At 55.9% G+C, this 25,145-nt stretch carries 21 protein-coding genes; 14 read left to right on the top strand and 7 right to left on the bottom strand.

What is annotated here, in order from left to right:
- Nucleotides 1–3: 3 nt before the first annotated feature.
- From FHI25_RS19220 to FHI25_RS19210, 3 genes are read left to right on the top strand one after another with little or no spacing between them, the layout of a single operon-like run.
- Entirely contained in the window at nucleotides 4–282 is a 279-nt protein-coding gene (locus FHI25_RS19220; protein ID WP_210520537.1) for a sarcosine oxidase subunit delta, read from the top strand.
- Nucleotides 279–3,254 (top strand): sarcosine oxidase subunit alpha family protein, encoded by a 2,976-nt coding sequence (locus tag FHI25_RS19215; protein WP_210520535.1) that lies wholly within the window; start codon nucleotides 279–281, stop codon nucleotides 3,252–3,254. Before FHI25_RS19220 ends, FHI25_RS19215 begins: the two co-directional genes overlap by 4 nt.
- Nucleotides 3,247–3,783 carry a sarcosine oxidase subunit gamma family protein gene (locus FHI25_RS19210; protein ID WP_210520532.1) on the top strand — a complete coding sequence of 179 codons (537 nt, stop codon included), beginning with the start codon at nucleotides 3,247–3,249 and terminating at the stop codon, nucleotides 3,781–3,783. Before FHI25_RS19215 ends, FHI25_RS19210 begins: the two co-directional genes overlap by 8 nt.
- A 5-nt stretch (nucleotides 3,784–3,788) precedes the next feature.
- Here FHI25_RS19210 and argE read toward each other — a convergent pair whose 3' ends face one another.
- Together argE and FHI25_RS19200 are read right to left on the bottom strand one after the other, a co-directional pair.
- Complete coding sequence (argE, locus tag FHI25_RS19205; protein ID WP_210520530.1) at nucleotides 3,789–4,967, bottom strand: acetylornithine deacetylase; 1,179 nt, start codon at nucleotides 4,965–4,967, stop codon at nucleotides 3,789–3,791.
- Complete coding sequence (locus tag FHI25_RS19200) at nucleotides 4,964–5,731, bottom strand: NAD kinase (RefSeq protein WP_040824675.1); 768 nt, start codon at nucleotides 5,729–5,731, stop codon at nucleotides 4,964–4,966. The genes argE and FHI25_RS19200 overlap by 4 nt, the downstream gene beginning before the upstream one ends.
- 213 nt (nucleotides 5,732–5,944) lie before the next feature.
- On the opposite strand from FHI25_RS19200, the gene FHI25_RS19195 reads away from it, so the two are divergent.
- The 7 genes from FHI25_RS19195 (at nucleotide 5,945) to FHI25_RS19165 (ending at nucleotide 14,075) form a co-directional block, all read left to right on the top strand.
- The gene (locus tag FHI25_RS19195; RefSeq protein WP_210520527.1) at nucleotides 5,945–6,679 is read left to right on the top strand and encodes a TetR/AcrR family transcriptional regulator; all 735 of its coding nucleotides are present in this window, start codon (nucleotides 5,945–5,947) and stop codon (nucleotides 6,677–6,679) included.
- 171 nt (nucleotides 6,680–6,850) lie between these two features.
- Nucleotides 6,851–7,774 (top strand): sulfurtransferase, encoded by a 924-nt coding sequence (locus FHI25_RS19190; RefSeq protein WP_210520524.1) that lies wholly within the window; start codon nucleotides 6,851–6,853, stop codon nucleotides 7,772–7,774.
- Nucleotides 7,775–7,880: 106 nt separating this feature from the next.
- Complete coding sequence (locus tag FHI25_RS19185; protein WP_210520521.1) at nucleotides 7,881–9,092, top strand: YeeE/YedE family protein; 1,212 nt, start codon at nucleotides 7,881–7,883, stop codon at nucleotides 9,090–9,092.
- Nucleotides 9,093–9,997: 905 nt separating this feature from the next.
- Nucleotides 9,998–11,815, top strand: coding sequence for a DEAD/DEAH box helicase (locus FHI25_RS19180; protein ID WP_210520519.1), 1,818 nt, complete (start codon nucleotides 9,998–10,000; stop codon nucleotides 11,813–11,815).
- 78 nt (nucleotides 11,816–11,893) lie between these two features.
- The gene (locus FHI25_RS19175; RefSeq protein ID WP_008892034.1) at nucleotides 11,894–12,103 is read left to right on the top strand and encodes a cold-shock protein; all 210 of its coding nucleotides are present in this window, start codon (nucleotides 11,894–11,896) and stop codon (nucleotides 12,101–12,103) included.
- A 203-nt stretch (nucleotides 12,104–12,306) separates the two neighbouring features.
- Nucleotides 12,307–13,563: an MFS transporter gene (locus FHI25_RS19170; protein ID WP_210520516.1), complete on the top strand. Its 1,257-nt coding sequence runs from the start codon at nucleotides 12,307–12,309 to the stop codon at nucleotides 13,561–13,563.
- A gap of 38 nt (nucleotides 13,564–13,601) precedes the next feature.
- Nucleotides 13,602–14,075, top strand: a complete 474-nt coding sequence (locus tag FHI25_RS19165; protein ID WP_210520515.1) for a YaiI/YqxD family protein — start codon at nucleotides 13,602–13,604, stop codon at nucleotides 14,073–14,075.
- 170 nt (nucleotides 14,076–14,245) lie between these two features.
- Here FHI25_RS19165 and FHI25_RS19160 read toward each other — a convergent pair whose 3' ends face one another.
- Nucleotides 14,246–15,703 (bottom strand): aldehyde dehydrogenase, encoded by a 1,458-nt coding sequence (locus FHI25_RS19160; RefSeq protein WP_210520513.1) that lies wholly within the window; start codon nucleotides 15,701–15,703, stop codon nucleotides 14,246–14,248.
- Between the two features lie 391 nt (nucleotides 15,704–16,094).
- Between FHI25_RS19160 and FHI25_RS19155 the strand changes: the two genes are divergently transcribed.
- Nucleotides 16,095–17,069 carry a helix-turn-helix domain-containing protein gene (locus FHI25_RS19155; protein ID WP_210520511.1) on the top strand — a complete coding sequence of 325 codons (975 nt, stop codon included), beginning with the start codon at nucleotides 16,095–16,097 and terminating at the stop codon, nucleotides 17,067–17,069.
- Between the two features lie 137 nt (nucleotides 17,070–17,206).
- The gene (locus tag FHI25_RS19150; protein ID WP_246879229.1) at nucleotides 17,207–18,049 is read left to right on the top strand and encodes a DUF3750 domain-containing protein; all 843 of its coding nucleotides are present in this window, start codon (nucleotides 17,207–17,209) and stop codon (nucleotides 18,047–18,049) included.
- On the opposite strand, the gene FHI25_RS19145 is transcribed toward FHI25_RS19150, so the two are convergent.
- A complete protein-coding gene (locus FHI25_RS19145) occupies nucleotides 18,046–18,570 on the bottom strand; it encodes a TspO/MBR family protein (protein WP_210520508.1) in 525 nt (174 codons plus the stop codon). The two genes, FHI25_RS19150 and FHI25_RS19145, sit on opposite strands and share 4 nt — an antisense overlap.
- 21 nt (nucleotides 18,571–18,591) lie before the next feature.
- On the bottom strand, nucleotides 18,592–19,776 hold the full coding sequence (locus FHI25_RS19140) for an alpha/beta fold hydrolase (RefSeq protein ID WP_210520506.1): 1,185 nt from the start codon (nucleotides 19,774–19,776) through the stop codon (nucleotides 18,592–18,594).
- Nucleotides 19,777–20,114: 338 nt separating this feature from the next.
- Between FHI25_RS19140 and FHI25_RS19135 the strand changes: the two genes are divergently transcribed.
- Nucleotides 20,115–21,806: a cache domain-containing protein gene (locus tag FHI25_RS19135; RefSeq protein WP_210520504.1), complete on the top strand. Its 1,692-nt coding sequence runs from the start codon at nucleotides 20,115–20,117 to the stop codon at nucleotides 21,804–21,806.
- 86 nt (nucleotides 21,807–21,892) lie between these two features.
- On the opposite strand, the gene FHI25_RS19130 is transcribed toward FHI25_RS19135, so the two are convergent.
- Entirely contained in the window at nucleotides 21,893–22,594 is a 702-nt protein-coding gene (locus FHI25_RS19130) for a glutathione binding-like protein (RefSeq protein WP_210520502.1), read from the bottom strand.
- Nucleotides 22,595–22,748: 154 nt separating this feature from the next.
- Between FHI25_RS19130 and FHI25_RS19125 the strand changes: the two genes are divergently transcribed.
- Nucleotides 22,749–23,441, top strand: coding sequence for a glutathione S-transferase family protein (locus FHI25_RS19125; RefSeq protein ID WP_210520500.1), 693 nt, complete (start codon nucleotides 22,749–22,751; stop codon nucleotides 23,439–23,441).
- A 79-nt stretch (nucleotides 23,442–23,520) separates the two neighbouring features.
- Here the strand turns inward: FHI25_RS19125 and FHI25_RS19120 are convergent, their stop codons facing one another.
- Nucleotides 23,521–24,861 (bottom strand): MFS transporter, encoded by a 1,341-nt coding sequence (locus tag FHI25_RS19120; RefSeq protein WP_063090329.1) that lies wholly within the window; start codon nucleotides 24,859–24,861, stop codon nucleotides 23,521–23,523.
- Between the last annotated feature and the right edge of the window lie 284 nt (nucleotides 24,862–25,145).

Genomic DNA, 25,145 nt, shown 5'->3' with positions numbered 1-25,145 from the left:
GAAATGAGTAGTCTTGTCAAATGTCCTCATTGCGGTCTGCGTCCACGCGAGGAATTTACAATCCGCGGCGAAGTTGCCACCCCGCGCCCAAGTGCCGGTGCCGATGAAGCCGTCTGGTTTGATCACGTTTATCTGCGGGATAACCCGCGCGGCGAACATCGTGAGTATTGGCACCATTCCGGCGGTTGTCGTCGCTGGCTGGTGCTAAGCCGCAATACCCTGACCCATGAAACGTCCGAGGTGGTCGATGCCAGCACCTTGAAATTGGGGGGCGGGGCATGACCAGTTTCCGGATGGATGGCGGTACCCTGATTGATCGCAGTGATGTGCGATGCTTTACTTTTAACGGTGAGGCCCTGAGTGGTTTTGGCGGGGATACGGTTGCATCAAGCCTTTTGGCGAATGGCAAGCAACTGGTCGGACGTAGTTTCAAATATCACCGTCCGCGCGGCATCCTGACTGCCGGGGCGGCGGAACCCAATGCGCTTCTGACCATTGGCCGTGAGGGGCGGCGTGATCCCAACACCCGTGCCACCATGGCGGAGTTGTTTGATGGCCTTGAAGCGCGATCGCAGAACTGCTGGCCGAATGTCAATTTTGATATAGGGGCGGCCAACGGGTTGCTCGGGCCGCTTTTGGGTGCTGGGTTCTATTACAAGACCTTTATGTGGCCGGCAGCCTTCTGGGAAAAGGTGTATGAGCCGCTGATCCGCAAGGCCGCAGGTCTGGGGCGGGCAAGCTATGACCCCGATCCCGGCTATTACGAAAAATGCTGGGCGCATTGTGATCTTTTGGTGATCGGCGCGGGACCCGCAGGCCTTGCTGCGGCCCTGACCGCCGGACGGGCTGGTGCGCGCGTTATCATTGCCGATGAAGGGGCGCAATTTGGCGGTGGTTTCCTGGCTGAAGGCAGCCCTTTGGGCGGCAAGCCCGCAGACGCGGTGCTTGGTGATATTGTTGGCGAACTGCACGCCCTGCCCAATGTCGAGATTAAGAAACGCACCACGGTTTTTGCCGCCTATGATGATCAGGTGTTTGGCGCGGTCGAACGGGTGCAAAAGCATCTGCCGGAGCATGAAATCAATCCGCATCGCGCCATGGAACGGCTTTGGCGGATCGTTGCCCGGCAGGTGGTGCTGGCGACAGGCGCGGAAGAACGGCCGATTGTCTTTGGTGGCAATGACCGCCCGGGCGTGATGATGGCGGGTGCCATGCGCACCTATTTGAATGCTTATGGCGTGGCGCCGGGCAAACGGGTGGCGTTGTTTGCCAATAACAGTCAGGCCTATCAGACCGCGATGGACCTTGAGGCACGTGGTATAGAGGTCGCCGCGATCATTGATCCGCGCACCTGCCCGAATATCGATTATGACGGTAAGGCGCGCCTGATTGCCGGTGCGATGGTGCGCGATACTGCAGGTCGCAAGGCGATCAAGTCCATCACCGTCCGCCATGATGACGGCCGTGACGAGGTGATTGCGGTGGATGCCCTTGGCGTATCAGGCGGATACAGCCCGATTGTGCATCTGGCCTGTCATCGCGGTGGCAAACCGGTCTGGTCGGACGCGCATGTCGGTTTCATGCCGCCAGAAAATACCGATGGCATGACGCCCTGCGGGGCAGTTGCCGGAAAAGCCGGTATTGCGGCCTGTTTTGCTGACGGCGGTGTTGCCGCGGTCAAGGCGCTGGCGGAACTGGGTGTGATGGGCGAGGCCGCATCACTTCCGGGTGTCGAGCAGACCGCGGAAACAGTCGATCACATCCAGCCGATCTGGCATGTCGCATCGACCAAGGGAAAGGCCTTTGTCGACTATCAGAATGACGTCGCTGCGTCTGACATTACCCTTGCCATGCGCGAAGGCTATGATCATGTCGAACTTGCCAAGCGCTACACCACCAATGGCATGGCAACCGATCAGGGCAAGACATCGAATGTGAATGCCATTGGCATCCTGGCCGAGAACAAGGGTGTCTCACCCGGTGAAATCGGCACGACAACCTTCCGCCCGTTCTACACGCCGGTATCGTTTGGCGCGCTGGTGGGGGCATCCAAGGGAATGGAATTTCAGCCAGTGCGCAAATCCCCCCTGCATGGTTGGGCAGAGCGCAATGGTGCAAGGTTTGTCGAAACCGGGCTTTGGTATCGATCAAGCTGGTTCCCCAAGGATGGCGAAACTTTCTGGCGCGACAGCGTGGATCGTGAAGTCAGCACGGTGCGGACCAAGGTTGGCATCTGTGATGTTTCGACCCTTGGCAAGATCGAGATTTTTGGCGCTGATGCGGCAGAATTCCTGAACCGGGTTTATTGCAACGCGTTTCTTAAACTGCCTGTCGGCAAGGCGCGCTATGGCATCATGCTGCGCGAGGATGGCTTTGTGTATGATGACGGCACGACCAGTTGCCTTGGCGAAAATCATTACTTCATGACCACCACGACCGCTCTTGCTGCCGGGGTGCTGACCCATCTTGAATTCTGTGCGCAGGTGCTGTGGCCGGAGCTTGATGTCCGTATGGCATCGGCAACCGATCAATGGGCGCAGATGGCGATTGCCGGGCCCAAGTCCCGCGATGTGCTGTCCAAAATCATTGACGAGGATATCTCGAACGAGGCCTTCCCGTTCCTGGCCGCACGCGAAGTATCGATGTTTGGCGGGCGGCTTAAGGGGCGGTTGTTTAGAATTTCGTTCTCCGGCGAGTTGGCCTTTGAAATTGCCGTGCCTGCCGGATATGGCGAAAGCGTTGCTGATGCGATCATGGCTGCCGGGGAAGAATTCGGTATCACTCCATACGGGACCGAGGCACTCGGCGTCATGCGGATTGAAAAGGGCCATGTCACCCACGCAGAAATCAATGGCACTGTCACGCCGGCCGATCTGGGCATGGGCAGGATGGTGTCAGCCAAGAAGGATGATTTCATTGGCCGGGTGATGAACCTGCGTGAAGGGTTGGTGGATCCAGATCGTCCGGCGCTTGTCGGGATCAAGCCGAAATCACCGACAGATAAATTCGCCACCGGATCGCACATTCTTAATCCCGGCGATGATGTCAGTCTTGCCAATGATCAGGGGTATGTCACCTCGATGTGTCATTCACCGACGCTTGGCCATGCGATTGGTCTGGCGCTGGTGAAAAACGGCCCCGAGCGCGTTGGTGAGGAAGTGGTCATCTGGAATGGATTGGCCGGAACGACTGTCACCGGCATCCTGTGCAATTCTGCCTTTGTCGATCCGGAAAATGAGAAGCTCCATGCGTGATTATCCACTCGAAAACCGTAGCGCATTTTCGCCCAGCGTCGCAGCGGGTGCCGCGATCAATCTTGCCCCGGTGACGGGGGGCTTTGTGATCCATGTGCTTGGCGATGCCAAAAGCGATGAAGCGGCCCTGAAACAGGTGCTTGCAAAGATCGCCCCGGAACTTGGTGCGGATGTGCGGAAATCCGCGCCAAATCAATGGTTCTGGGTGGGGGATGCGGATGTTTCTTCTGAGCGGCTGACGGAAATTCAGGCGGGGCTTTCCAACCAGTTCGCACTGGCCGATCAGACGCACGGGCGGGTGCGCATGATATTGTCCGGGCCGTCATCGCGCACGGTTCTGGCCAAGGGCACCATGGTCGATCTGTCAGCCGATCAATATGCCATCGGTCAGTCGGCCATGACCCAGATCGGGCATATCGGGGCGATGATCACCCGCGTTGAGGATGACAGTTTCGAGCTGATTGTATTGCGCAGCTTTGCGGGTAGCCTTTGGGATGAGCTCCACCATATGATGGCCGAGTTCCGCTAAGCCGGTTACTTGACCAAAACCGCCAGAAGCTTGTCGAGGAACACTTCGCAGCGGCCCAACTGATCAAGCTCGATGAATTCATCGGGCTTGTGGGCCTGTTCGATACTGCCCGGGCCACAGACCACGGTCGGGATATCGCCAAGGGCGGAAAATGCGCCGGCCTCTGTGCCGAAGCTGACCTTGCCGGTGGTGTTCGCACCCGTGAGCGCCATGACAAGTTTGGTGACTTCCTCATCATCGCCAGTGGCAAGGCCCGGCATATCGGAAATCACTTCAACCTCGATGCCAACATCATCATAGATCTCGCGCATTTCGGGCTGAAGGGTATTTTCGATATACTCGTAAATCTTGGCTTTAAGTGCTTCGCGATCATCATTGGGCAGATTGCGGAATTCAAAATCGACAAAGCAATTCTGCGGAATGATGTTGAGCTGCGTGCCACCCTTGATCACACCGGTGTGGAAGGTGGTGTGGTTTGGTTCAAACTCGTCATCATGCGGGCCGTTTTCGCGGCATTCGTGGCCAAGCTTGCGCAGGAACACCACCAGTTCGGCTGCAAATTCAACCGCATTGACCCCTTCGCGCGGCAACGACGAATGCCCGGAACGGCCAGCGAAATGCGCGCGCGCCGAAAACTTCCCCTTGTGCTGGGTGATGACCTTCATCTCGGTGGGCTCACCGACAATGCACATGGCCGGTTTGTGCGGCAGGTTGTTAATCGCCTCAACCAAGCTGGGCACACCCAGACAGCCAACTTCTTCGTCATAGGTGAAAGCCAGATGGATCGGTACGCGCAGATCGGCATTCTTGAAGGTTTCGGCCTTCGCCAGAAGGCAGGCCAGAAAGCCCTTCATGTCACACGTGCCGCGGCCATACATCTTGTCGTCACGAATATCGATCTCATAGGGATCGGACGCCCATTTCTGGCCCTCGGTCGGGACCACGTCACTGTGACCTGACAGGATCACACCGCCCGCAACGTCCGGGCCGATGGTGGCATAAAGGTTGGCCTTGGTATCCGTCGGGTCGCGCACAACCAGCGTGTCATAGCCCAAACCGTCAAGGAATGCCTTTACCTCGTCAATCAGCGCCAGATTGGGCGTCATGCTGACGGATGGATGGCGGATCAGTTTGCGGCACCATTCAATGGTATTTTTTGACGGGGCAAGTGCGGCGGTGGTCATTCGACGAATTGTTCCTTGAGGATACGTTCTTCAAGATTGTGTTCCGGATCAAACAGCAGCTTGATTTTCATGCTGCGGTCTTCGCGGATTTTCACGCTCGAGACATCGCGAACCTCGGTATAGTCGGCAACGGCCGAAACCGGGCGCTTTTCGGGGTTCTCGATCTGGAAGACAACTTCTGCGCCATGGGGCAAAAGCGCGCCACGCCAGCGACGCGGGCGAAACGGACTAATCGGTGTTAGCGCTAACAACCCGCTTCCCATCGGCAGGATCGGACCATGTGCCGACAGGTTATAGGCCGTGCTTCCGGCCGGGGTGCAGACAAGCGCGCCATCACAAACCAGTTCGGCCAGACGTTCAACGCCATCCACCTTGATACGCAGTTTCGCGGCCTGACGGGTTTCACGCAAAAGCGACACTTCGTTGATTGCCAGCGCACACAGGCTTTCGCCCGAAACGGTGTGGGCTTCCATCTGAAGCGGGTGCAGCTCGACCGTCTGGGCCTCTGCGATGCGGTCGGTCAAATTCATTTCGCGGAATTCATTCATCAGAAATCCGACCGTGCCCCGGTTCATGCCATAGATCGGCACCTTGCGGCCCATATAGCGGTGAAGGGTTTCCAGCATGAAACCGTCGCCGCCAAGGGCTACGATCACGTCGGCCTTGTCGGGCGCAATGTGGCCGTATCTGTGTTTTAGCCGATACATCGCATCCTGTGCGATTTTGGTTTCGGCTGCAACGAAGGCGATGGAATCAAGCTGCATCTTCGATCCAACGGATGTTTGGGGCTCGCCCGAGAGGGCATGGCCGAACAATAGAGTACGCTTTGCACTGAATTGCAAGGGGCTGCGTGATGTTCGTCGCCATGCAGATGTTTTGACTAAACACCAGTATGATTGACGGCACGAAAAAAACAGTGGAACCTGAAAGTTACGGGTTCCAATCCCCGGTTCAAATCAAAAAAACAGAACGGCGCGATGTCAAAAGAACCATTTAGCTTCTCTGCCGCCCTTTCCCGCATTTCACGTCCTGATGAAGGTCATGACGATGATGTGCTTGAAGTCGGCGAAAGCATGGAGCTTGATGGTTCGTCCGAAACAGCACTCGTTCCCAAACGGATCCGCAATCCGGATGCCACCCGTCAGAAGCTTCTGGACGCGGCGTTTGGCGAAATCCGCCGGGCCGGGTTCGGCGGGGCGTCAATCAGCAACATCCTTGAGCAAAGCGGCTGTACGAAAGGCGCGCTTTATCACCACTTTTCCGGCAAGGCCAAACTGATCAACGCCGTGATCGAGGAATGCCTGCCGGGATATGTTGACGAGGTCTGGCTGGATGATCTTGAAGGGGCAGAAGATATATTGCCCGTGTTGATGGGGCAGGTGGATCGATTGGGTGGCGAAAATGCACCGGCAATGCTGGCAGGCGGATGTCCCTTGGCGCGTCTGGCATCCGGTGCCGGGGAGCTTGATGAAAATCTGCGCAAGCGTATCGATGGTGTGTATCGGTATTGGCGGCGCGGGCTTGCGTCCCACATCGGCAAGGCGCAGTTCAACAAAACCGTCCGCACCGATATCGAACCCTCGGCCGTTGCGGAATTCATCATTGCCGCCCTGCACGGGTTCCTGACCCGGCCGCCTGCCTTGCGCAATCTGGAAACCCAGGATTCATTCGCGCGCGAATTCGCCCGCTATCTCAATAATCTTCGGCCTTGATCACGCTTTATCCCTAAAGCCCTTCGTTCAGAATTGCGCCGCACGTACATTCTTGTGTTGTCAGTAGTTAATACAAATTATAAATGTAATATGGATTGCATTGACAATTATTTTTGATGAATTAGGTATAATGCACAAAATCATGATGAATTGATCATTGGAGACAGCCCCATGCGTTCCCTTATTCTTTCTGCCGTTGCGGCGGTCACTTTTGTCTTTGCCGGAAGTGCTGCGCAGGCGGAACGTCTTACCGAAAAACCGTTGGTTGATGCCAACTGGGTTGCGGACAATCTTGATAACCCGTCGATGGTTGTTGTTGATATCCGCTCGCTTACCAAGGACGGCAACCCTTATGAAGCTGGCCACATTCCGGGTGCCGTCTTTGCGCCTTATGGCAAGTTTGGCTGGCGGGCAAAGGTCAATGATGTGGTTGGCATGCTGCCGCCGGTTGATGTGATTTCCAAACGCATCGGTGCACTTGGCATCGACAATGACAAGCAGGTTGTTGTCGTTCCGGCCGGCCAGAACAGCTCCGACTTCGGTTCTGCCACCCGCGTGTACTGGACCTTCAAGGTGCTTGGTCATGACGCGGTTACCATCCTTGATGGTGGTCAGCGCGCCTGGCTTGCCGCTGGCAAGGAAGTCTCGACCGATCCGGTCGTGCCAAAGGCCGTTGCGTTCAATGCCAATTTCCGTCCTGAACTTGTTGCGACCGCCGATGATGTTGCCAAGGCGCGCGCAGAGGGTGTTGCACTTGTCGATGCCCGTCCGGTTTCGCAGTTCAAGGGCGAAGCAAAAAGCGGTGTTGTCGCCCGTCCGGGTGCCGTTCCGGGGGCGAAAAACATTCCGCAGTCAAAGTTTTATAACGATCAGGATGGCACCTTTGTTGCCGCTGACGTGATCGAAAGCCTTGTGGCGGACGCGGGTGTTTCCAAGGACAGCAAGGAAATCACCTATTGCAATACCGGTCACTGGGCGTCGGTCGCATGGTTTGGCCTTTCCGAAGTGATGGGCAACAAGAACACGGCGATGTATGATGGCTCCATGACCGAATGGGCGGCGGATCCGAACCGTGAAATGGTGATCCCGGAATAACCGGATAACCATACGGCTTCCACCAGGCCGCGAACATTCTGGACGGAACCGGGCAGCCGGTTCCGTTTTCATTTAGATATCTGATTTCAGGTTATTGAGCCTCACCATGTCTGAAACGACCTTAAAAGCAAATGCGGCAACACCGGGTTTCACCTTTGACAAAGGACCGGCTGCCATCACCGCAGTCCTGTTTGTCCTTGTCGGGATCGCCATTTCACAGGCGGTTGACCTTAAACAGGCCGTTCTGTACGGCCTTGGCGGATTGCTGGGCATTGCGCTTTATCATGCATCCTTTGGTTTCACGGGCGGTTGGCGACGGTTTTCGGTTGAAAAGCGCGGCCGTGCCTTGCGCGCGCAGCTTCTGATGATCGGGGTTGCCGCGGCGGCCTTTATCCCGATGCTGTCGCTTGGCAACCCGCTGGGGGGATCGGTTGTTGGTGCGGTGGCCCCTGTGGGGATGTCGGTTCTGATCGGGGCATTCTTGTTTGGTCTTGGCATGCAGCTTGGTGGTGGTTGTGGTTCGGGCACGCTGTTCACGGTTGGCGGCGGCAGTGCACGGATGCTGATCACGCTCGTGTTCTTTATTATCGGTGCGGTGATCGGGACGGCCCATTTGCCGATGTGGCTTGAACTGCCATCCTTGCCGCCTATGAGCCTTGGTCGTGAATATGGTGTTGGCGGTGGTCTTGCCGTGACCTTTGGCGGCTTGGCGTTGGTCGCATTGCTGACCGTGATTGTTGAAAAGCGTGCCCATGGCGGGCTTGAGGTTGTTTCAAGTGTCCCGCGCGAGGGCATTGCGCGTTTCATCCATGGTCCGTGGCCGCTGGTCTGGACCGGCTTGCTTTTGGCAGGCCTCAATGTCGCAACGCTTCTGATCGCAGGCCACCCATGGTCGATCACCTTTGGTTTTGGCCTGTGGGGCGCAAAGATCGCGCAGGTCATTGGTGTTCCGGTTGAAACCTGGGAATTCTGGAACTGGGCTGGCCCGGCGCGGGCGCTTGGCAATTCGGTCCTGCAGGATAATACCTCGGTGATGAATTTCGGCATCGTGATCGGGGCGGCGTTTGCGGCAGCCCTCGCCGGCAAGTTCGCGCCGAAGGTTTCCGTTCCGGTTGCATCCCTTATCGCGGCCGCTATTGGCGGGCTTTTGATGGGCTATGGTGCGCGTCTGGCGTTTGGTTGCAATATCGGCGCGTTCTTTAGCGGGATCGCCTCGGGCAGTGTGCATGGCTGGCTGTGGTTTGTGCTGGCCTTTGCCGGAAGCTGGATCGGCATTGCATTGCGTCCTGTCTTTGGAATGGATGGTTTCCGGAAATGAGCGAGAAAAACACACTTCTTTTTGGTGCGGTCTTCCTTGCGGCAACCGGTGCCGTTGCGCTGGATCACTACAGCCACACCGCAAATATCCCGGCCGTTGCCAATCCGGCCCCGGCCAAACTTCCGGCGGCAGGCAGTAATCCGTGCGCTGCAAATCCTTGTGCCGCAAATCCCTGCGGGGCAAACCCGTGTGCGGCTGGCTATAACCCGTGCGGTGCGAATCCATGTGGTGCGGGCTATAATCCTTGTGCGGCAAGCCCGTGTGCGGCCAATCCGTGCGCGGCCTACAACCCGTGTGCGGCAGGAAACCCTTGCAGTCCTTCCAGTCCGTGCGGTGGCTTTAACCCCTGCGGTGTGCGCTCGGTTAACCCCTGCGCCGCTGCACCATGCAGCGCCAATCCCTGCGCTGCATTCAATCCGTGTAGTGCTTCGAACCCATGTGCGGCAGGAAATCCGTGTGCCGCTTATAACCCGTGTGCCGCGTCTCCGTGCGCGCCAGCGGCAAGTAACCCATGTGCTGTCAGCAATCCATGTGCGGCCTATAATCCGTGCGGGGCAGGGAACCCGTGTGCGGCATATTGATGCCGCCAAAGGCAGTATGCATTTGAAATTACAACGGCATGGCAGCGCAATTCTGCTGTGCCGTTGTGCGTAAAACGCGGGGCTGTCAAAAATAAGCTGTTTGACAAGGGGGTAAAACTCTGCGCATGGTGTGGCTGTTATTTGATCGCTCCAGAAGCGTAGAGGGGAATTAACGCCCCTACTGTCGAGTGGTTAACCCAAGAACGCATTGAAGTATCCAGCTACGCGGGTGCTTCCAGAACTGCAAGGCGCAGACCTGATTACTAATTTTCACCGGGCGAAGTCCCAGCTGTCTGCAGCCTCCAATTTACGAGTTACCCTTATTTGACCCAGTTTTCCGAACTCGGCCTCGCCGAGCCGGTCCTTCGCGCGCTTGCCCAAGAAGGCTACGACGCGCCGACCCCGATCCAGGCACAATCCATTCCCTCTCTTCTAGACGGTAAGGACCTACTTGGTATCGCACAGACCGGTACTGGCAAGACGGCAGCGTTCGCATTGCCGATCCTTGACCGCCTTTCCAAATCCCAAACCCGCACGCCCAAAGGGGCATGCCGTGTACTTGTTCTTGCGCCGACGCGTGAACTTGCCGCCCAGATTGGCGAAAGTTTCCGTGCCTATGGCCGCTTTCTCAATGTTCGCACGGCTGTCGTTGTTGGTGGTGTTGCCCCTGGTCCGCAGATCAAGGCAATAACCCCCGGCGTCGAGGTTCTTGTCGCAACACCTGGTCGTTTGCTTGACCATGTTGATAGCGGCAAGCTCAGCCTTAAACATGTTGAAGTGGTGGTGCTTGATGAAGCCGACCACATGCTTGATCTTGGCTTCTTGCCGCCGATCAAGCGCATCATCAAGATGTTACCGCGCAATCGTCAGAACCTGTTTTTCTCTGCCACCATGCCGACCCAGATTGGTCAGCTGGCAGGGGACATGCTGTCTGATCCTGTCAAGGTGTCGGTAACCCCGGTTGCCACCACCCAGGAACGTGTCGAACAGTCGGTCTATTTGATCGAACGCACGCGCAAGCGTCAGCTGCTGGCAGAGCTTCTTGATAATCCGGCTTTCAAGCGTACGCTGGTCTTTACCCGGACCAAGCGCGGTGCCGACCGTGTCGCGCGCCATCTTGAAGCCAATAAAATCAGCGCGGCTGCCATTCATGGCAACAAAAGCCAGAACCAGCGTGAACGTGCTCTGAACGCCTTTAAGGATGGTCAGATCAACGTGCTTGTCGCAACCGATATCGCCGCGCGCGGTATCGACGTTGACAGCGTGACCCACGTTGTGAACTTCGAACTCCCGAACGTGCCGGAAAGCTATGTTCACCGTATCGGCCGTACGGCCCGCGGTGGTGCCAGCGGATCGGCAATTGCGTTTTGTGATGAAGAAGAACGTGGTCTGCTGCGCGATATCGAAAAAACCACCCGCCAGAGCATTCCGGTGATTGATCGCCGCGATGCAAAGGCCGCAGCCGAGCAGGAAGCACTTTCCGACGAAGCGCGTGAAAGCAACCGTGGTCGCCGCACTAGTGGTGGCAATGGTGGTGGTCAGTCGCGCGGAAATGGCGGACGTGGTGCATCGGGTGGTAATGGTCGCGGTGGTCGCCCGGCCAATGGCCGGAATGCCCGCAATGATCGTTCGGATCGCAGTGATGCGCGCGCTTCTGCGCCGCGTCGTGATCGTGATGATGCCCGCAAACAAACGACCCAAAGCCGCGATGGCGCAGGCAATGCATCAAGAGCATCGGCTGAGAAGGCCCCTTCGAACCCGGCGCTGGAGAAATCCAAAAGCCGTTACAAGGGTGGCCTCAAGTCGAAACCTGCCAATGGTCGTGGCGGGAACCCTGAAAATGGCCCCCGTCAGAATGACGGTGGCAAGCGCCCGACGAAACGCGTTGATTCCAATGGAAATCGTCGCGACGGGGCGAAAGCTGACAATTCAATTTCTTCCGGTTTGTCCTTTATGGGCAGTGCCGAGGAACGCCGCGCGACTGGTAACGGGAGCAATAGTGCCCGAAATACCGGACCGCAAGGCAAGCGCGGCGGTGTAAACCGCAATCGCAATCATCGTGGCGCACAGTCCGGCGGGCAGCCGGGTGGTGCGGGCCACGAAAACACTTCTGGAAAACAGCCGAGGCGTGAACGCGCCTGATTGTTTTTCAAACCCCTATAGGCGCACCCACGCGGGGTGTGTCGAAACGCCAATCAATACTCGATAGGAGATCTAAAGATGGCAACTGGTACCGTTAAATGGTTCAACGCAACTAAAGGTTTTGGTTTCATTCAGCCGGACGAAGGCGGAAATGACGTATTCCTGCACATCAGCGCCGTTGAACGCGCTGGCATGGGCCACCCGCAGGAAGGCGACAAAATCAACTACGAACTGCGCACCGACTCACGTTCGGGCCGCGTTTCGGCAGATGATCTGACCGCTGCCTAATTCGGCTTGTCCTTCCTTGTGAAGGGCACCGTATTAACGAAACCCCCATCCGGGAAACCGGGTGGGGGTTTTGTTTTGCGGACGTCATTTGTGATGATGCTTTTGTGACATCTTTTGTCCAATAGTCCGAAAGGCTTAGTAAATTTGCAACAAGGCGCTAGAACGGTTCCCGTGATGCCATGACAGGTTAAGGGACGGTTTCGATGCAGGGTGATGGGGCAGGTGACGGGGCAAGTGATGTTGGGGCTGGCGAAAAAGCCGGGCTGTCGCCAATCATGGCGGTTCTCGATCGCTATCCGTTTCTTGTGCTTGGCTTGCTGCTTGTTGGGGCTTTTGCCTCGTCGAGTGCAGCACCCTTGGCCGGGCTTTATGTTGTCGAAGGTTTGGGGCAAGCCCCCTGGAAGCTTAGCCTGGTGGCGATTGTGCAGGTGTGTGTGACCCTGATTGTGAACCGCACATTTGGCCGCGCGATTGATCGGGCTGTGCCCGTCAAGTTCCTGCTGGTGACCAGTATTCTGTGCTTTGGTATTGGCATGACCCTGCTGGGTCTGTTTCAGATCTACTGGGTTTATCTTGGCATTGCATCGGTCCTGCTTGGTATCGGGTCCGGTGCGCTTTCGGTGATGTATTCGTTCGGGCGCCTGTTTGCCGAACAGACCGGACGTGATGTCGTCAAGTTCAATGGTTTCCTGCGCATCCAGACATCGCTTGGCTGGATGGTCGGGCCGGCGGCGTCCTTGTCATTTTATGGCGTCTATGGTTTTGCACCGACCTATTACGCAATTGCCGGACTGGCCGCGATCTGGTGTGTAACCTGTTTGGTGATTGTGCCGGGCGCATTTAAAACCCATCACCCCAACAGTCTGAAAACCGGGCAGAAAGTCCCCTTTAACTTTGGCCTGTTGTCGGCCTGTGTGCCGGTATTTTTCATCGGGGCGGCCAATGTAGTGTTTGTTTCGGCCATGCCGCTTTATTTCTCGACCGAGTTGGGGCTGGTGGCGTCTTCGGCGGGTTTAGCCTTGACGGTTAAATGCTTTGTCGAAGTGGTGGTGATTTATTTCTGCGCAACGCTGATCAAACGGGTGGGCGAGCGTAAGGGCATGTTGATCGCAGCCCTTCTGGGGGCGGTGTTCTTTGGCCTGATCTATCACGCCACAACACTTGTCGATGTGCTGGCACTCGCCGCGATTGATGGGCTTTATTACGGCATCTTTGCCGGGATCAGCATGACATTCGTTCAAAACTTCGCCCCCGATCAGCCCGGTGTTGCGACCAGTTACTATGTCAGCACGCTGTTTGTCGGTGGTTTGATCGGCAATCTTTTGACCGGGGTGGTGGCCAGTGCCTTTGATTTTCAGACAACCGTTTTGATGGCCTGCGCGTTTGCCTTTGTCGGGGCGGTGGTTTTGGCGGTCATGCGCGATGCAAAGCATTCTGCGACGGTCGGGCAGGATTCATGATGGCTTGACTTTGATCGCGTCCCGGCGATTATCGCGCCATGAACGAAAATACTGAAACCACCCGTCCACGTTTGTTTGTTGATGCCGACGCCTGCCCGGTGAAGGCAGAATGCGAACGTGTCGCCGAACGCCACCGGATCGAGATGATCATGGTATCAAACGGCGGCATTCGCCCGTCACGCAATCCATTGATCAAAATCGTCATTGTCCCGCCGGAACCCGATGCCGCCGATGACTGGATTGCGGAAAACGCGCGCGCCCGTGACGTCATCGTTACCAATGATATTCCGCTGGCATCGCGGGGGATTGAAATCGGTGCCCGGGTTCTCAAAGCCAACGGTCAGGAATTTACCGAGGCCAATATTGGCAATGCCTTAGCGGGCCGTGAAATTGCCGCCCACATGCGCGAAGTCACCGGCGAGCAGGGGCGCAATGCTTCGTTCACCCAGAAAGACCGATCAAAGTTTTCAAGCGCGTTGGAAGTTCTGGTGCAGGCCGTTCTGCGCGGCTGATCGACAACCCCAAAAAACACGGGCCGCCAGATGAATAATCTGACGGCCCGCACACAGGTCCTGATTTGGTGAGGGAACAATTCTCACGAAATCAGGCTTCCCCCCTGCGTATCTTTGAATAACAGCAAGGCCGTGCGGATGTTGCGCAAGGGCCTTGTGTTTGTGTGGACTTAGAACGGGTAATGGCGCTTGCCACTCTGGATCGTGATCCAGCGCATTTCGGTGAATTCATCAATCGATGCCTGGGATCCGAAACGGCCATAACCCGATGATTTCACACCGCCAAACGGCATCTGTGCCTCGTCCTGAACGGTCGGGCTGTTGATGTGGCAGATGCCGCTTTCAATGCGTTTGGCAACTTCCATCGCGCGCGGAATGTCGGTCGAGAAGACCGCAGAAGACAGGCCATATTCGCTGTCATTGGCGATACGCACGGCCTCGTCTTCGTTGCCAGCGCGAATAACGACACAAACCGGACCAAAGCTTTCCTCTGAATAGATCTTCATGGCCGGGGTCACATGGTCAAGCAAGGTCGCGTCCATCAACACGCCGTCCTTGGCCTTGCCAGAACCGGCAACCAGTTTCGCACCCTTGGAAACCGCGTCTTCAACCAGTTCCTCGATGCGATTGACCGCCTCGACACTGACAACACCGCCAAGGATGTTTTCGGCCTTGGCCGGATCGCCAGCGGTCAGGGTTTTGGCCTTGGCGGCCAGTTTGGCAACAAAGTCATCGGCAACGGCATTATCGACGATCAGGCGTTCGGTCGACATGCAAATCTGGCCCTGGTTCATATAGGCCCCAAAGGCTGCACCATTGACCGCTTCATCAAGGTCGGCGTCATCCAGAACAAGGAACGGTGCCTTGCCGCCCAGTTCAAGCAGAACCGGCTTAAGGTGTTCCGCCGCAAGCTTGGCAATGATGCGGCCAACGCGGGTCGAGCCGGTAAAGTTGATACGGCGCACGGCCGGATGGGCAATCAGGGTTTCAACGATTTCCGGGGCATCTTCAGGCGCGTTGGTCACAACGTTAACCACGCCTTCAGGGGCACCAGCTTCAACCAGGCAATCACCGATCAGGCGATGCAGGGCCGGGCAAAGTTCGGACGCCTTGAGGATGACGGTATTCCCACAGGCAAGCGGCATGGCAATCGCACGCGTGCCAAGGATCACCGGGGCGTTCCAGGGCGCAATGCCCAGAACCACACCAACAGGCTGCCGAATGCCCATGGCCATCAGGCCCGGCGTGTCAGACGGGATGAGATCACCCTGAATTTGCGTTGTCATGCCACCGGCTTCGCGCAGCATATTGGCGGCAAGATGGGCGTTAAATCCACCCCACATGCGCGTACTGCCGGTTTCATCAAGGACCAGCTGGCCGAACTGATCGCCCTTGGCTTCCATGATGTCGGCGGCCTTAAGCAGGATCTTGCGCCGTCCACCCGGACCCATTTTCGACCATTCCGGGAAGGCCGCGGCTGCCGCATCAGCCGCCTTGCGGGCATCGGCGGCATTGGCGGCCGCCGCCACGGTTGCAACTTCGCCGGTGACCGGGTTTTTGCGTTCAAAAGTGCGGTTGTTTGACGCACTTACATCCTGATTGTTGATCAAAAGTTGGGTCTGATTCATGACGTTTCTCCTGAATTTTCATTATCTGCCGGACGGCGACGAAGCAAAATATAGCTCATGACCAAACGGTCAAACGTCGCCTGACACAGCAGGGTGATGACCCGGACCTTGGCCCGGTTGATGTATTTTCGGAGGATACGGTCGCATTTTTACCAATATACTTCGCATCACGAAGTAAAATTGGTGGTTATCCTCCCCACTGTTGTTTTGATGTTTCAAAATAACAGGTTTGTATTCGTTACATTTTTTTGTTTTTGACGGTTTCTTTGACCTTTTTTCCAGTAGGCAATGGAACTGTTTCAATGTAAAGGTACCGAAATTGACAATTTAAGACGAAAAATTGTACATTTATACCTATAACTATTTGGGAATAGATAGGCGATAAAAAGGCATGATTGATCGACAAGGTCATCCGTTTTCGGCCTCTGATCGGGACGAAGATACCGAAAGCCCGTTTACGGATCTTGTCCCTGTCGCAGCACAGACAATGATGGATCGTTTTGATCACCCGTTGTCGCAACAGGCCTGGGTGATGAACGATCCGGCGCGGCGAGATCGCTGTTATGCAGTGTTGCTGCAAAGTGGCCGGGCCGAGGTTGGCTTGAGGCATGGCACGATCAGTTGCACGGCCCCCGCCCTTGTCTGGTTGCCGCTCGGTGAAACGCAGCGCTTCAGCGTTGGCCCCGGCAGTGACGGTTATTTGCTGTCCGTTGCCGAGGATCTGGTGGCCCGCCATTGCGGCGATGGCAGTTCAGTGGCAGGTGGTCTCGCCCAGAATGGCTTGCCCTTGCGCTTTGCCGCAGACACCGTTCATAACGTTACCCCGCAAGAGAGCAGTGGCAATCTGGTATTGCTTGAACGCAGCTTTGAAGCCATCCGGTCTGAGCTGATGGGAAATGCGCTTGGTGCCAGTCTTGTGGTTGGCGCGCATTTACAGATCATTCTGACCATGGTTCTGCGTCTGGCGGAAGGTGTCACGGCACAACGTAACCAGCACGGTCCGGGCTCGATCACCTTTCAGCGATTTTTGCAGGTGCTGGAGCTGCATTTTCGTGAACACTGGAATGTTGCTGATTATGCAAAGGCCCTTGGTGTTAGTGAACGCAGATTGGGGTCTGCGGTGTTGCGCGCAACCGGCAAGCCGCCCTTAACGATTATCCATGAACGTGTCCTGCGCGAGGCCTGCATGCGTTTGGAACAATCCCCGCTTGGTGTGGCGCAGATCGCCTATGGTTTGGGTTTTCGCGATCCGGCTTATTTCAGCCGGTTTTTCAAACGTTATATGGGCGAGGCACCCGGTGGCTATCGTCGGTTGCGGCGCGCGCACGAGCGTGTGCGTGATGATACTTTTGCGGCCTGGCCATAGGCCCGGTTTCGCCATTTCAGGCGGAATACAGATTGATTCCCCTCAGGATAGAAGGTTGCGTTGCCTTTTTTTGATCCTACTTGTCTGCTTTAACCGTAACAATAAGGTCATGACCTGTTAGTTTGATTGGATCGACGTTGCGTAAAGGCAAAACCCTGTTTCTTGGTCTTTTGGCCGTTCTTGTCCTGCCATTTGGCATCAGCCTGGCAGAAGACCCACCGGGTGAAAAAGCCAAGGAACGCTATACATGGCGCAACGCGCCGCGCCATTCTTCGGGTGTGGCGCCTGATGCGGTCGCCAACCGGGATCAGGCGATTGTCATGGTGATGGCGGCCGAAACATTTGGCTGGCGCGCCTATTTCGCGGTTCATCCATGGATCATCTATAAGCGTGCGGGTGAAACCCGATACACCCGCTATGACGTGGTGGGGTGGGGCAGTGGCAATGTCGTTCGCCAGAATTACGCGATCCCGGATGGTCTTTGGTATGGCTCGGAACCGGAACTTCTGGCGGCTCATCGGGGCGAGGCAGCAGAAAAGCTGATCCCCGAGATCGAAGCGGCGATCAAATCCTATCCGTTCCCGCGCGAATATCGCAGTTATCCGGGCCCGAACAGCAACACCTTCATCGCTCATATCGGCCGTGAAGTGCCGGGGCTGAACCTTGATATGCCGGCCAACGCAATCGGCAAGGATTATCGCCCGATCACCAATCCGGTTGGGCTTTCTTCCAGCGGACAGGGCGTGCAGGCCAACTTGCTGGGCGTTCTTGGTATGTCGCTTGGTCTGGAAGAGGGGATCGAGCTTAACCTGCTGGGTCTGAACTTCGGGATTGATTTCAACCGTCCGGCACTGCGTTTGCCATCCATCGGTCGCTTGGGCATGGATAGCGTTGCGCAGACAAATGAAGCTGCGAAGCCCAAGAGTGATCGTGCGGCCACCGAAGCCGCAACTGATGTCGCCGCAGAACCAAGCAGTTAATTAAGCTGCCAGATCGCGGCATTGAGCAGGGTGGCGAATGCCACCCAAAGGGCATAGGGCACCAACAGCATCCCGGCCAGACGGTCAATCTTCCAGAACGCAACCATGTTGGCGATGATCAGGCCAAGCAGCATTACGATATCGATCAGGCCCAATAGTGGCGACTGCGCGCCAAAGAACAAAAACGACCATGCAAGGTTAAGCGTCAACTGACCTGCATAAAGGCCAAACGCGCCTTTGGCGTTGGCGATACCCACCTTGAGCCAGGCGCGCCAGCCGCTAAAGGCGATCATGAAATAAATGACGGTCCATACCGGGCCGAAAACCCAGTTGGGCGGGCGGAAGAACGGCTTGCTCAGTGCCGCATACCAGTCATTGACGCTGGTGGCTGTCACCGCCCCGCCAAATGCCGATATGATCAGACACAACACCATAAACGCAATCAAGGCAAAGACACGGGTGCGATGGTTGGGGTGATGAATACGCCCTGCACTCATCGTTTCCTGTTCGCTGTTGGTCATGGTGTTGACGGGTCCTTTGGCCTAGTTGGTGACGTCGCCGATTGCGTCAATCAAGGCATCGAAATAGGGGTTCCATGTCAGGCGGGCATGATACTTGCCCGGTTCCACATATCCCCATGCACTGCGCCAGAGCCGTACGCGATCCGCTGGTCGTTCGATGTCTTCCTGACCGTTCTCGATGAAGACAAAGCTTCCCTTTGCACCGTAATACGGATTGTCGGGCGAGAACAGCGCGCTCAGATGTGAGAAACTGCTTATCTGTTGATCTGGCAGATTGCTGTTGAGGTTCTCGATCCGGCTGTCCTTGCTTGGTGCGTTGACTTCATCATACCAGACCAGGCGTGAAGCCGGGTTGGTGAAATGCGTCTCAAAGCGACGAAGCATTGCAATTGGATCGAGCACACTGTCATCCGCGCTCATGGTCACAAGGGCGGGGCGGTCAAACGGCTTTACGTCAAGCGCATCATCAACGTCGGTGACGCTGCGGTAATAAAGTGCCGATGCCTTGGTCGACAGGGATTGATAGTTGATCACGTTGTCTTCCGGATCGGCATCGACCCAATCCCACAGATACTGGACCAGTGGTGTCAGGAATAACAGATCACTGCCCGGCTCGATGCCCGGCGAAAACAACAACAACCCGTCAATGTCCGGGTTTCGAGCAGCGTAACTGGTGACAAGATTGCCACCGGTTGAAAAGCCACCCAGCCAGACTTCATCGACCTCGCGTTCCAGAAGAGCAACCTGATGGGCGACCGATCCAGTCCAGTCATCATAATCGGGCAGGCTGAGATCACCCGGGCGGGTGCCGTGGCCGGGCAGCAACATCGACCGTGCAAGCCAGCCATCCTTTGCCATTGCCACAGCAATATCATGGAAGTACCAAGGACTTGATCCCAGACCGTGAACAAACAGAACGCCTCGGCTGGGCTGGTCCGCAGCCGTCGTATCTGGTGTATCCGGTGCGTCCGGACGCACTTCAAATGGAATGTTGCGCGCAATTTCCATTTCGTGGTCATCGGTCAGAAAAACCCGATGGGCGGCGATCCAGTCACGCGTTTCAGATACGTAATCCTCGAAATTATCCTGCGTGTAGGGCGGGATACCGGGTGACTGATCATAAAGCGCGTTTTCCGGAGGGAATGCGCAGGCTGCAAGCAGGCTTGCCGGGATCAGGGCCAACAGGATTGTGCGAAGTGGGCGCATGAGGTGTCCTTTGGCCATGATGCTGAGAAACGAGTTCGTTTTGATGTAAATCACTGAAATGGCTACGTCAAACGTCGCACTACAGATCACTTGTTTGGCGCGTCTTATCGTGCGTTGGTGTGCCCGGATAGCGATAGGAAGATTACCGGATGCCAAGCTGAAATGGCAAGCAACTGTGATGGCCGTCACAGCAAAGAGACAATGCATAATATATGCGATTCAATTGGTATGATGATTTGTGACATGGTCACGGGCTGCCGACTTCAGTGTTTGTGAAGTGGTTCTAAAACAAGAAAACCTTGCCGCCACCTTGGCAAGGAATATTCAAGGGGATTGGGATGTTATCATTGAGTTCGGTGAAAATCGGCACACGTATGCTGATTATTGTCGCGGGCGCAGTTCTTGCGGTGTTGCTGGTCGGGGCGTTCGGTCTGACCGAATTGCGCCAAAACATGCTTGAGGATCGCAAGACAAAAACGAAGAACCTTGTTGAATCCACAATCAATTTGATTGGTCATTATCATGCGCTGGAACAGTCCGGCGAAATGACCACCGAAGAGGCGCAAAATGCGGCCAAAGGCGCTGTTGCAGCCCTTCGTTATGATGAAAAGAACTATTTCTTTGTGTTCGATCACACGCCGGTTCTTCTGATCCATGACATCAAGAAGGATCTTGTCGGCAAGAACTTGACCGACAATGTCGATGGATCGGGCAAATTCCTTTATCGCGAGTTCGTACGCGTCGCCGAAGAAAAGGGCGAGGGCTTTGTCGATTATACCTACAAGGTCCCGAATTCGGATGATCTTCGTCCGAAGCTTTCATTCGTCAAGGATTTCAAACCGTGGGGCTGGATCGTCGCCACCGGCATTTACATCGATGATGTAAACGCTGTTTTCATGCAAATCATGCTGGTGATGGGTGGGGTTGCCTTGGCGATCCTGGTCGCGGTTGTCGGCGTTTCGCTGATGATCAGTCGCGGGATTACCCGCCCGCTTTTCGATATTTCGGAAAACATGCTGCGTCTGTCGCAGGGTGATCACAATATCGAGGTTAATTACACCCACCAGAAAAGCGAGATCGGCGATCTGGCGCGGGCGATGGATATCTTCAAATCGAAAACCATCGAAATGGAAGAAATGCGCACCCAGCGTGAAGAGCAGGAACGCATCGCCGAAGAAGACAAACGTGCGGCCCTTCGCAAAATGGCCGACAGTTTCGAAGCCAGTGTCGGGCAGGTTGTCGCCCAGGTGATCGAGGCATCTGGCAATATGCAAAGCTCTGCCAATGCGATGACCGATACCTCCAAGCAGGTCGGTGAACGTTCGACGGTTGTTTCGGCAGCATCCCAGGAAATGTCGACCAACGTGGAAACGGTTGCCTCGGCGGCTGAGGAACTGAGCACGTCTATTGCCGAAATCAGCAATCAGGTCGCACAGTCCGCAACCATCGCCAAAGGTGCGGTTCAAACCTCGGAAGAAACCCATCAGAAGATCGAATTGCTGGCAGAGGCGGCAAACCAGATCGGTGAAGTTGTCTCGCTGATCACCGACATTGCCGAACAGACGAACCTTCTGGCCCTGAACGCAACGATTGAGGCCGCGCGTGCCGGTGATGCAGGCAAGGGCTTTGCCGTGGTTGCCAACGAGGTCAAGAACCTCGCAAACCAGACGGCAAAGGCAACCGAAGATATCCGGTCCCAGGTCAGCGACATTCAGGTCGCCACATCCAATGCCGTTAATGCGATTGCCGAAATCGCCGAAACCATTCGCAGCCTCGACGGGGCGACGACGACAATCGCGTCCGCCGTTGAAGAGCAGGGGGCCGCAACTCAGGAAATCGCCCGCAACGTCGAACAGGCATCACACGGCAGCCGCGATGTATCTGAAAATATCTCGGGCGTGTCGACGGCGGCAAATGACGCCGAAAAGCTTTCGGGCGAGGTGCTTGACCTTGCCGAGGGTCTTGGACGTCAGGCAGCTGTCCTGAACGAAGCAGTTGAATCGTTCCTGGCCGAAGTGCGCAACGCCTAAGCCTGAGACGATCGCGCAAAACAGAACCGCCAGCTCTGTAACAGGGCTGGCGGTTTTTTCATGATCTTGTGGGTTGGTCCATCTGGTCAGGATTTCTGAGTGCTTTTCGCCGTCTGACCAAACAGGACCTTTTTGTCTTCTTCACTCATTTCGCTAGCGCGCAGACCTTCGCCCGCCTTATAGGCCGCAATCGTTGCCGGACGGGATTGTATGGCTTCGAACCAGCGTTTCAGGTTCGGGAACTCATTGAGGTCCTGCTGCTGTTTTTCGTGGCTGACAATCCACGGATAGCTGGCCATATCGGCAATCGTGTAGTCATCACCGGCAATGAATTTGCGGCCTTCAAGGCGCTTGTTCAGAACCCCGTAAAGACGGTTGGTCTCATTCACATAACGGGTGATGGCATAAGGGATCTTTTCCGGGGCATAGGCGCTGAAATGATGGTTTTGTCCCGCCATCGGGCCAAGACCGCCCATCTGCCAGAAAAGCCATTCCATCACGGTTTTTCTGGCGCGCACATCGGTGGGCAGGAACTTGCCGGTCTTTTCGGCGAGATACTGCAAGATCGCACCGGATTCAAACACGGTGATGGCATCGCCGCCATCTGCGGGATCGTGATCGATAATCGCGGGCATGCGGTTGTTGGGCGAAAAGGCCAGGAATTCCGGCTTGAACTGATCGCCGGTGCCGATATTGACCGGCACGATCTTGTAGTCCAGTCCGGCTTCTTCAAGGAACAGCGTGATTTTGTGGCCGTTGGGTGTTGGCCAGTAATACAGATCAATCATGAACCATAGGCTCCTTAGATGTATACGTGATGGCGATTTCCATAATCGAAGCTTGCCAATCGGGGCGTTATCGGTCAATTTAAAACGATCATTCCAAAATGCAAGAGTCGGTCACGCCATTGTGTAACGGCGATACCTGGCAAGGAGACGTGTCATGATCCGCTTCTATTACCATCCGACCCCAAACCCGCAGAAAATCTCGATGATGCTTGAGGCATCCGGTTTGCCGTATGAGGTCCTACCGGTTGATACCCGTAAAGGTCAGCAGCATGACCCGGCCTTCCGCGCGATCAACCCGAATGGCAAGGTCCCGGCAATTGTCGATACCGACGGACCAGGGGGCAAGGAAGTGCGCGTGTTTGATTCAAACGCGATCCTGCTGTATCTCGCGGAAAAGTCTGGCAAGTTCCTGGGTAAGCCCGAAGATCGCGGTGAATTCCTGTCGTGGTTGATGTTTATTGCCACCGGTCTGGGTCCGTTTTCAGGGCAGGCGGTGCATTTCCAGCATGTCGCACCCGAGGGCAGTGACTATGGTGTAAACCGTTATCGCAACGAGATCGCCCGCCACTATCAGGTGCTGGAAGACCATATGGAAGGTCGCCAGTTCATCGTCGGGGATGAAATGACGATTGTTGATATCTCTGCCTGGGGCTGGATCGACAAGGCCCCGTTCGTGCACAAGAACCCGGATGTCTGGGACAAGTATCCCAACATCAAACGCTGGTTTGATGCGATCAATCGCCTGCCGGCAGCCGTTAGTGCGCGCGAGGTTGGCAAGGACCACGCCTTTAAAACCGAAATGGACGAAGACGCAAAACGCGCCATGTTCCCGTCGAACTACGCATAAGACCCCTTCGCGGTCTGCAAACGAAAACACCCCGGCCAATCTGGCCGGGGTGTTTGCTTTGATGTGTATGTCTTGGCAATCAGTCGGTGGTTTTTGCCCCGAACTGCTTGTTGAATTGCAACACCAGCAGGGTGACAACCGCGCCCGAAAGCAGGTAGGCACCAACACCGGCAAGACCGAACTTGTCACACAGATAAAGTGCGATCAGCGGTGCGAAACCAGCCCCTAGCAACCATGCAAGGTCGGATGTCAGGGCCGATCCGGTGTAGCGGTATTCACGCTTGAAGTTCGATGCCAGCGTACCGGCCGCCTGACCAAAGCACAGGCCCAGAACCGCAAAGCCACCCAGAACAATCATGCCTTCATTGATGATGTTATAGGTGTAAAGCAGCGGTGTCAGGATCGCACCCAGCAGGATAATACCGGCACTGTAACCAAGCAGACGACGACGGCCGAGCTGATCGGCGATAAAGCCCGATGCAATGATGCCAAAGGCACACAGCACCGCACCAACACCCTGGGTCAGCAGGAACTGCCCCGGATTACCGTTGGCATAAAGATAGACCCAAGTCAGCGCAAAGACAGTGACCAGATGGAACAGCGCGTAGCTGACCATCGGGACCAGCGCACCCAGCACAACGGTACGACCATTATGTTTGAGCGTGTCGATGACACGGGCTGCCTCAAGCTCGTTCTTGTCAAGCAGATGGCCGAATTCGGACGTTGCCACCAGACGCAGGCGGGCAAACAGCGCAACAACGTTGATTGCAAAGGCAACGAAGAACGCATAGCGCCAGCCAAAGGCCAGGAAGTCGTCGGGATGAAGTGTCAGCAGCAAATAAGCAAACAGCGAAGATGCCAGCATAAAGCCAAGCGGCGCGCCCAGCTGCGGGATCATCGCGTACCAGCCCTTGCGGTTGTCTGGCGCGTTGAGTGCCAGAAGCGACGCCAGACCATCCCATGCGCCACCCCATGCAAGACCCTGCAGGAAGCGGAAGGCACACAGAAGGTAAATCGCAAGGATCCCGGCCGAAGCCGTACTTGGCAGGAATGCCATCGCAGCGGTTGAACCGCCCAGCAGGAACATGGCAATCGTCAGTTTCACGCCGCGTCCGTATTGCCGGTCAACGGTCATAAAGACAAGCGATCCGACAGGGCGGGCGATAAAGGCCAGAGAGAAGATGGCAAACGAATACATGGTGCCCATGAGTGCGGTTTCACCCGGAAACAGCAATTGCGGGAAAACCAGTACCGATGCGATGCAATAGACGAAGAAGTCAAAAAACTCTGATGTCCGGCCGATGATCACGCCAAGCGCGATTTGTCCCGGATCATTGGTGGCGTCGGCATTGTGATGCCGCGCATCGCGTTCCAAACCCGAAGAGGTGGCGGTCGCGTAGTGTTCTGTTGTTTGGGTCACGCCGTTCTCCCTTATTCACTGGTCGGGCCTTTTGGCCCTAACTGCTTTTGATTGGATCACAAATTCGGATCAAAGGACGATACGACTTTGGATCGAGTCTAATTATAGACATGTGAATTGCAAACGTCAGTGTCAATTATTGTGATGCACCGCACAACGCGTGGTTTACATCCGAATGATAATTGTCATTACGACCCTGCTATGCGCCGCGGGTAGCTTGACATTGCTGCAACGCAGCTATAGCAATTCCCGCGAATTTCCGATTTGGCATTTTTTTGAAAAAA

It is taken from the genome of Thalassospira sp. ER-Se-21-Dark (assembly GCF_017922435.1).
Lineage (GTDB): Bacteria > Pseudomonadota > Alphaproteobacteria > Rhodospirillales > Thalassospiraceae > Thalassospira.
Note: the sequence above shows the minus strand (reverse complement) of the source record. Positions and strands in the feature narration are given on the sequence as shown.

Excerpts from the sequence above, each read along its gene's own strand:
- FHI25_RS19220 (WP_210520537.1), top strand. The coding sequence starts at position 4 with ATGAGTAGTCTTGTCAAATGTCCTCATTGCGGTCTGCGTCCACGCGAG.
- FHI25_RS19215 (WP_210520535.1), top strand. The coding sequence starts at position 279 with ATGACCAGTTTCCGGATGGATGGCGGTACCCTGATTGATCGCAGTGAT.
- FHI25_RS19210 (WP_210520532.1), top strand. The coding sequence starts at position 3,247 with ATGCGTGATTATCCACTCGAAAACCGTAGCGCATTTTCGCCCAGCGTC.
- argE (WP_210520530.1), bottom strand. The coding sequence starts at position 4,967 with ATGACCACCGCCGCACTTGCCCCGTCAAAAAATACCATTGAATGGTGC.
- FHI25_RS19200 (WP_040824675.1), bottom strand. The coding sequence starts at position 5,731 with ATGCAGCTTGATTCCATCGCCTTCGTTGCAGCCGAAACCAAAATCGCA.
- FHI25_RS19195 (WP_210520527.1), top strand. The coding sequence starts at position 5,945 with ATGTCAAAAGAACCATTTAGCTTCTCTGCCGCCCTTTCCCGCATTTCA.
- FHI25_RS19190 (WP_210520524.1), top strand. The coding sequence starts at position 6,851 with ATGCGTTCCCTTATTCTTTCTGCCGTTGCGGCGGTCACTTTTGTCTTT.
- FHI25_RS19185 (WP_210520521.1), top strand. The coding sequence starts at position 7,881 with ATGTCTGAAACGACCTTAAAAGCAAATGCGGCAACACCGGGTTTCACC.
- FHI25_RS19175 (WP_008892034.1), top strand. The coding sequence starts at position 11,894 with ATGGCAACTGGTACCGTTAAATGGTTCAACGCAACTAAAGGTTTTGGT.
- FHI25_RS19170 (WP_210520516.1), top strand. The coding sequence starts at position 12,307 with ATGCAGGGTGATGGGGCAGGTGACGGGGCAAGTGATGTTGGGGCTGGC.
- FHI25_RS19165 (WP_210520515.1), top strand. The coding sequence starts at position 13,602 with ATGAACGAAAATACTGAAACCACCCGTCCACGTTTGTTTGTTGATGCC.
- FHI25_RS19160 (WP_210520513.1), bottom strand. The coding sequence starts at position 15,703 with ATGAATCAGACCCAACTTTTGATCAACAATCAGGATGTAAGTGCGTCA.
- FHI25_RS19155 (WP_210520511.1), top strand. The coding sequence starts at position 16,095 with ATGATTGATCGACAAGGTCATCCGTTTTCGGCCTCTGATCGGGACGAA.
- FHI25_RS19145 (WP_210520508.1), bottom strand. The coding sequence starts at position 18,570 with ATGACCAACAGCGAACAGGAAACGATGAGTGCAGGGCGTATTCATCAC.
- FHI25_RS19140 (WP_210520506.1), bottom strand. The coding sequence starts at position 19,776 with ATGCGCCCACTTCGCACAATCCTGTTGGCCCTGATCCCGGCAAGCCTG.
- FHI25_RS19135 (WP_210520504.1), top strand. The coding sequence starts at position 20,115 with ATGTTATCATTGAGTTCGGTGAAAATCGGCACACGTATGCTGATTATT.
- FHI25_RS19130 (WP_210520502.1), bottom strand. The coding sequence starts at position 22,594 with ATGATTGATCTGTATTACTGGCCAACACCCAACGGCCACAAAATCACG.
- FHI25_RS19125 (WP_210520500.1), top strand. The coding sequence starts at position 22,749 with ATGATCCGCTTCTATTACCATCCGACCCCAAACCCGCAGAAAATCTCG.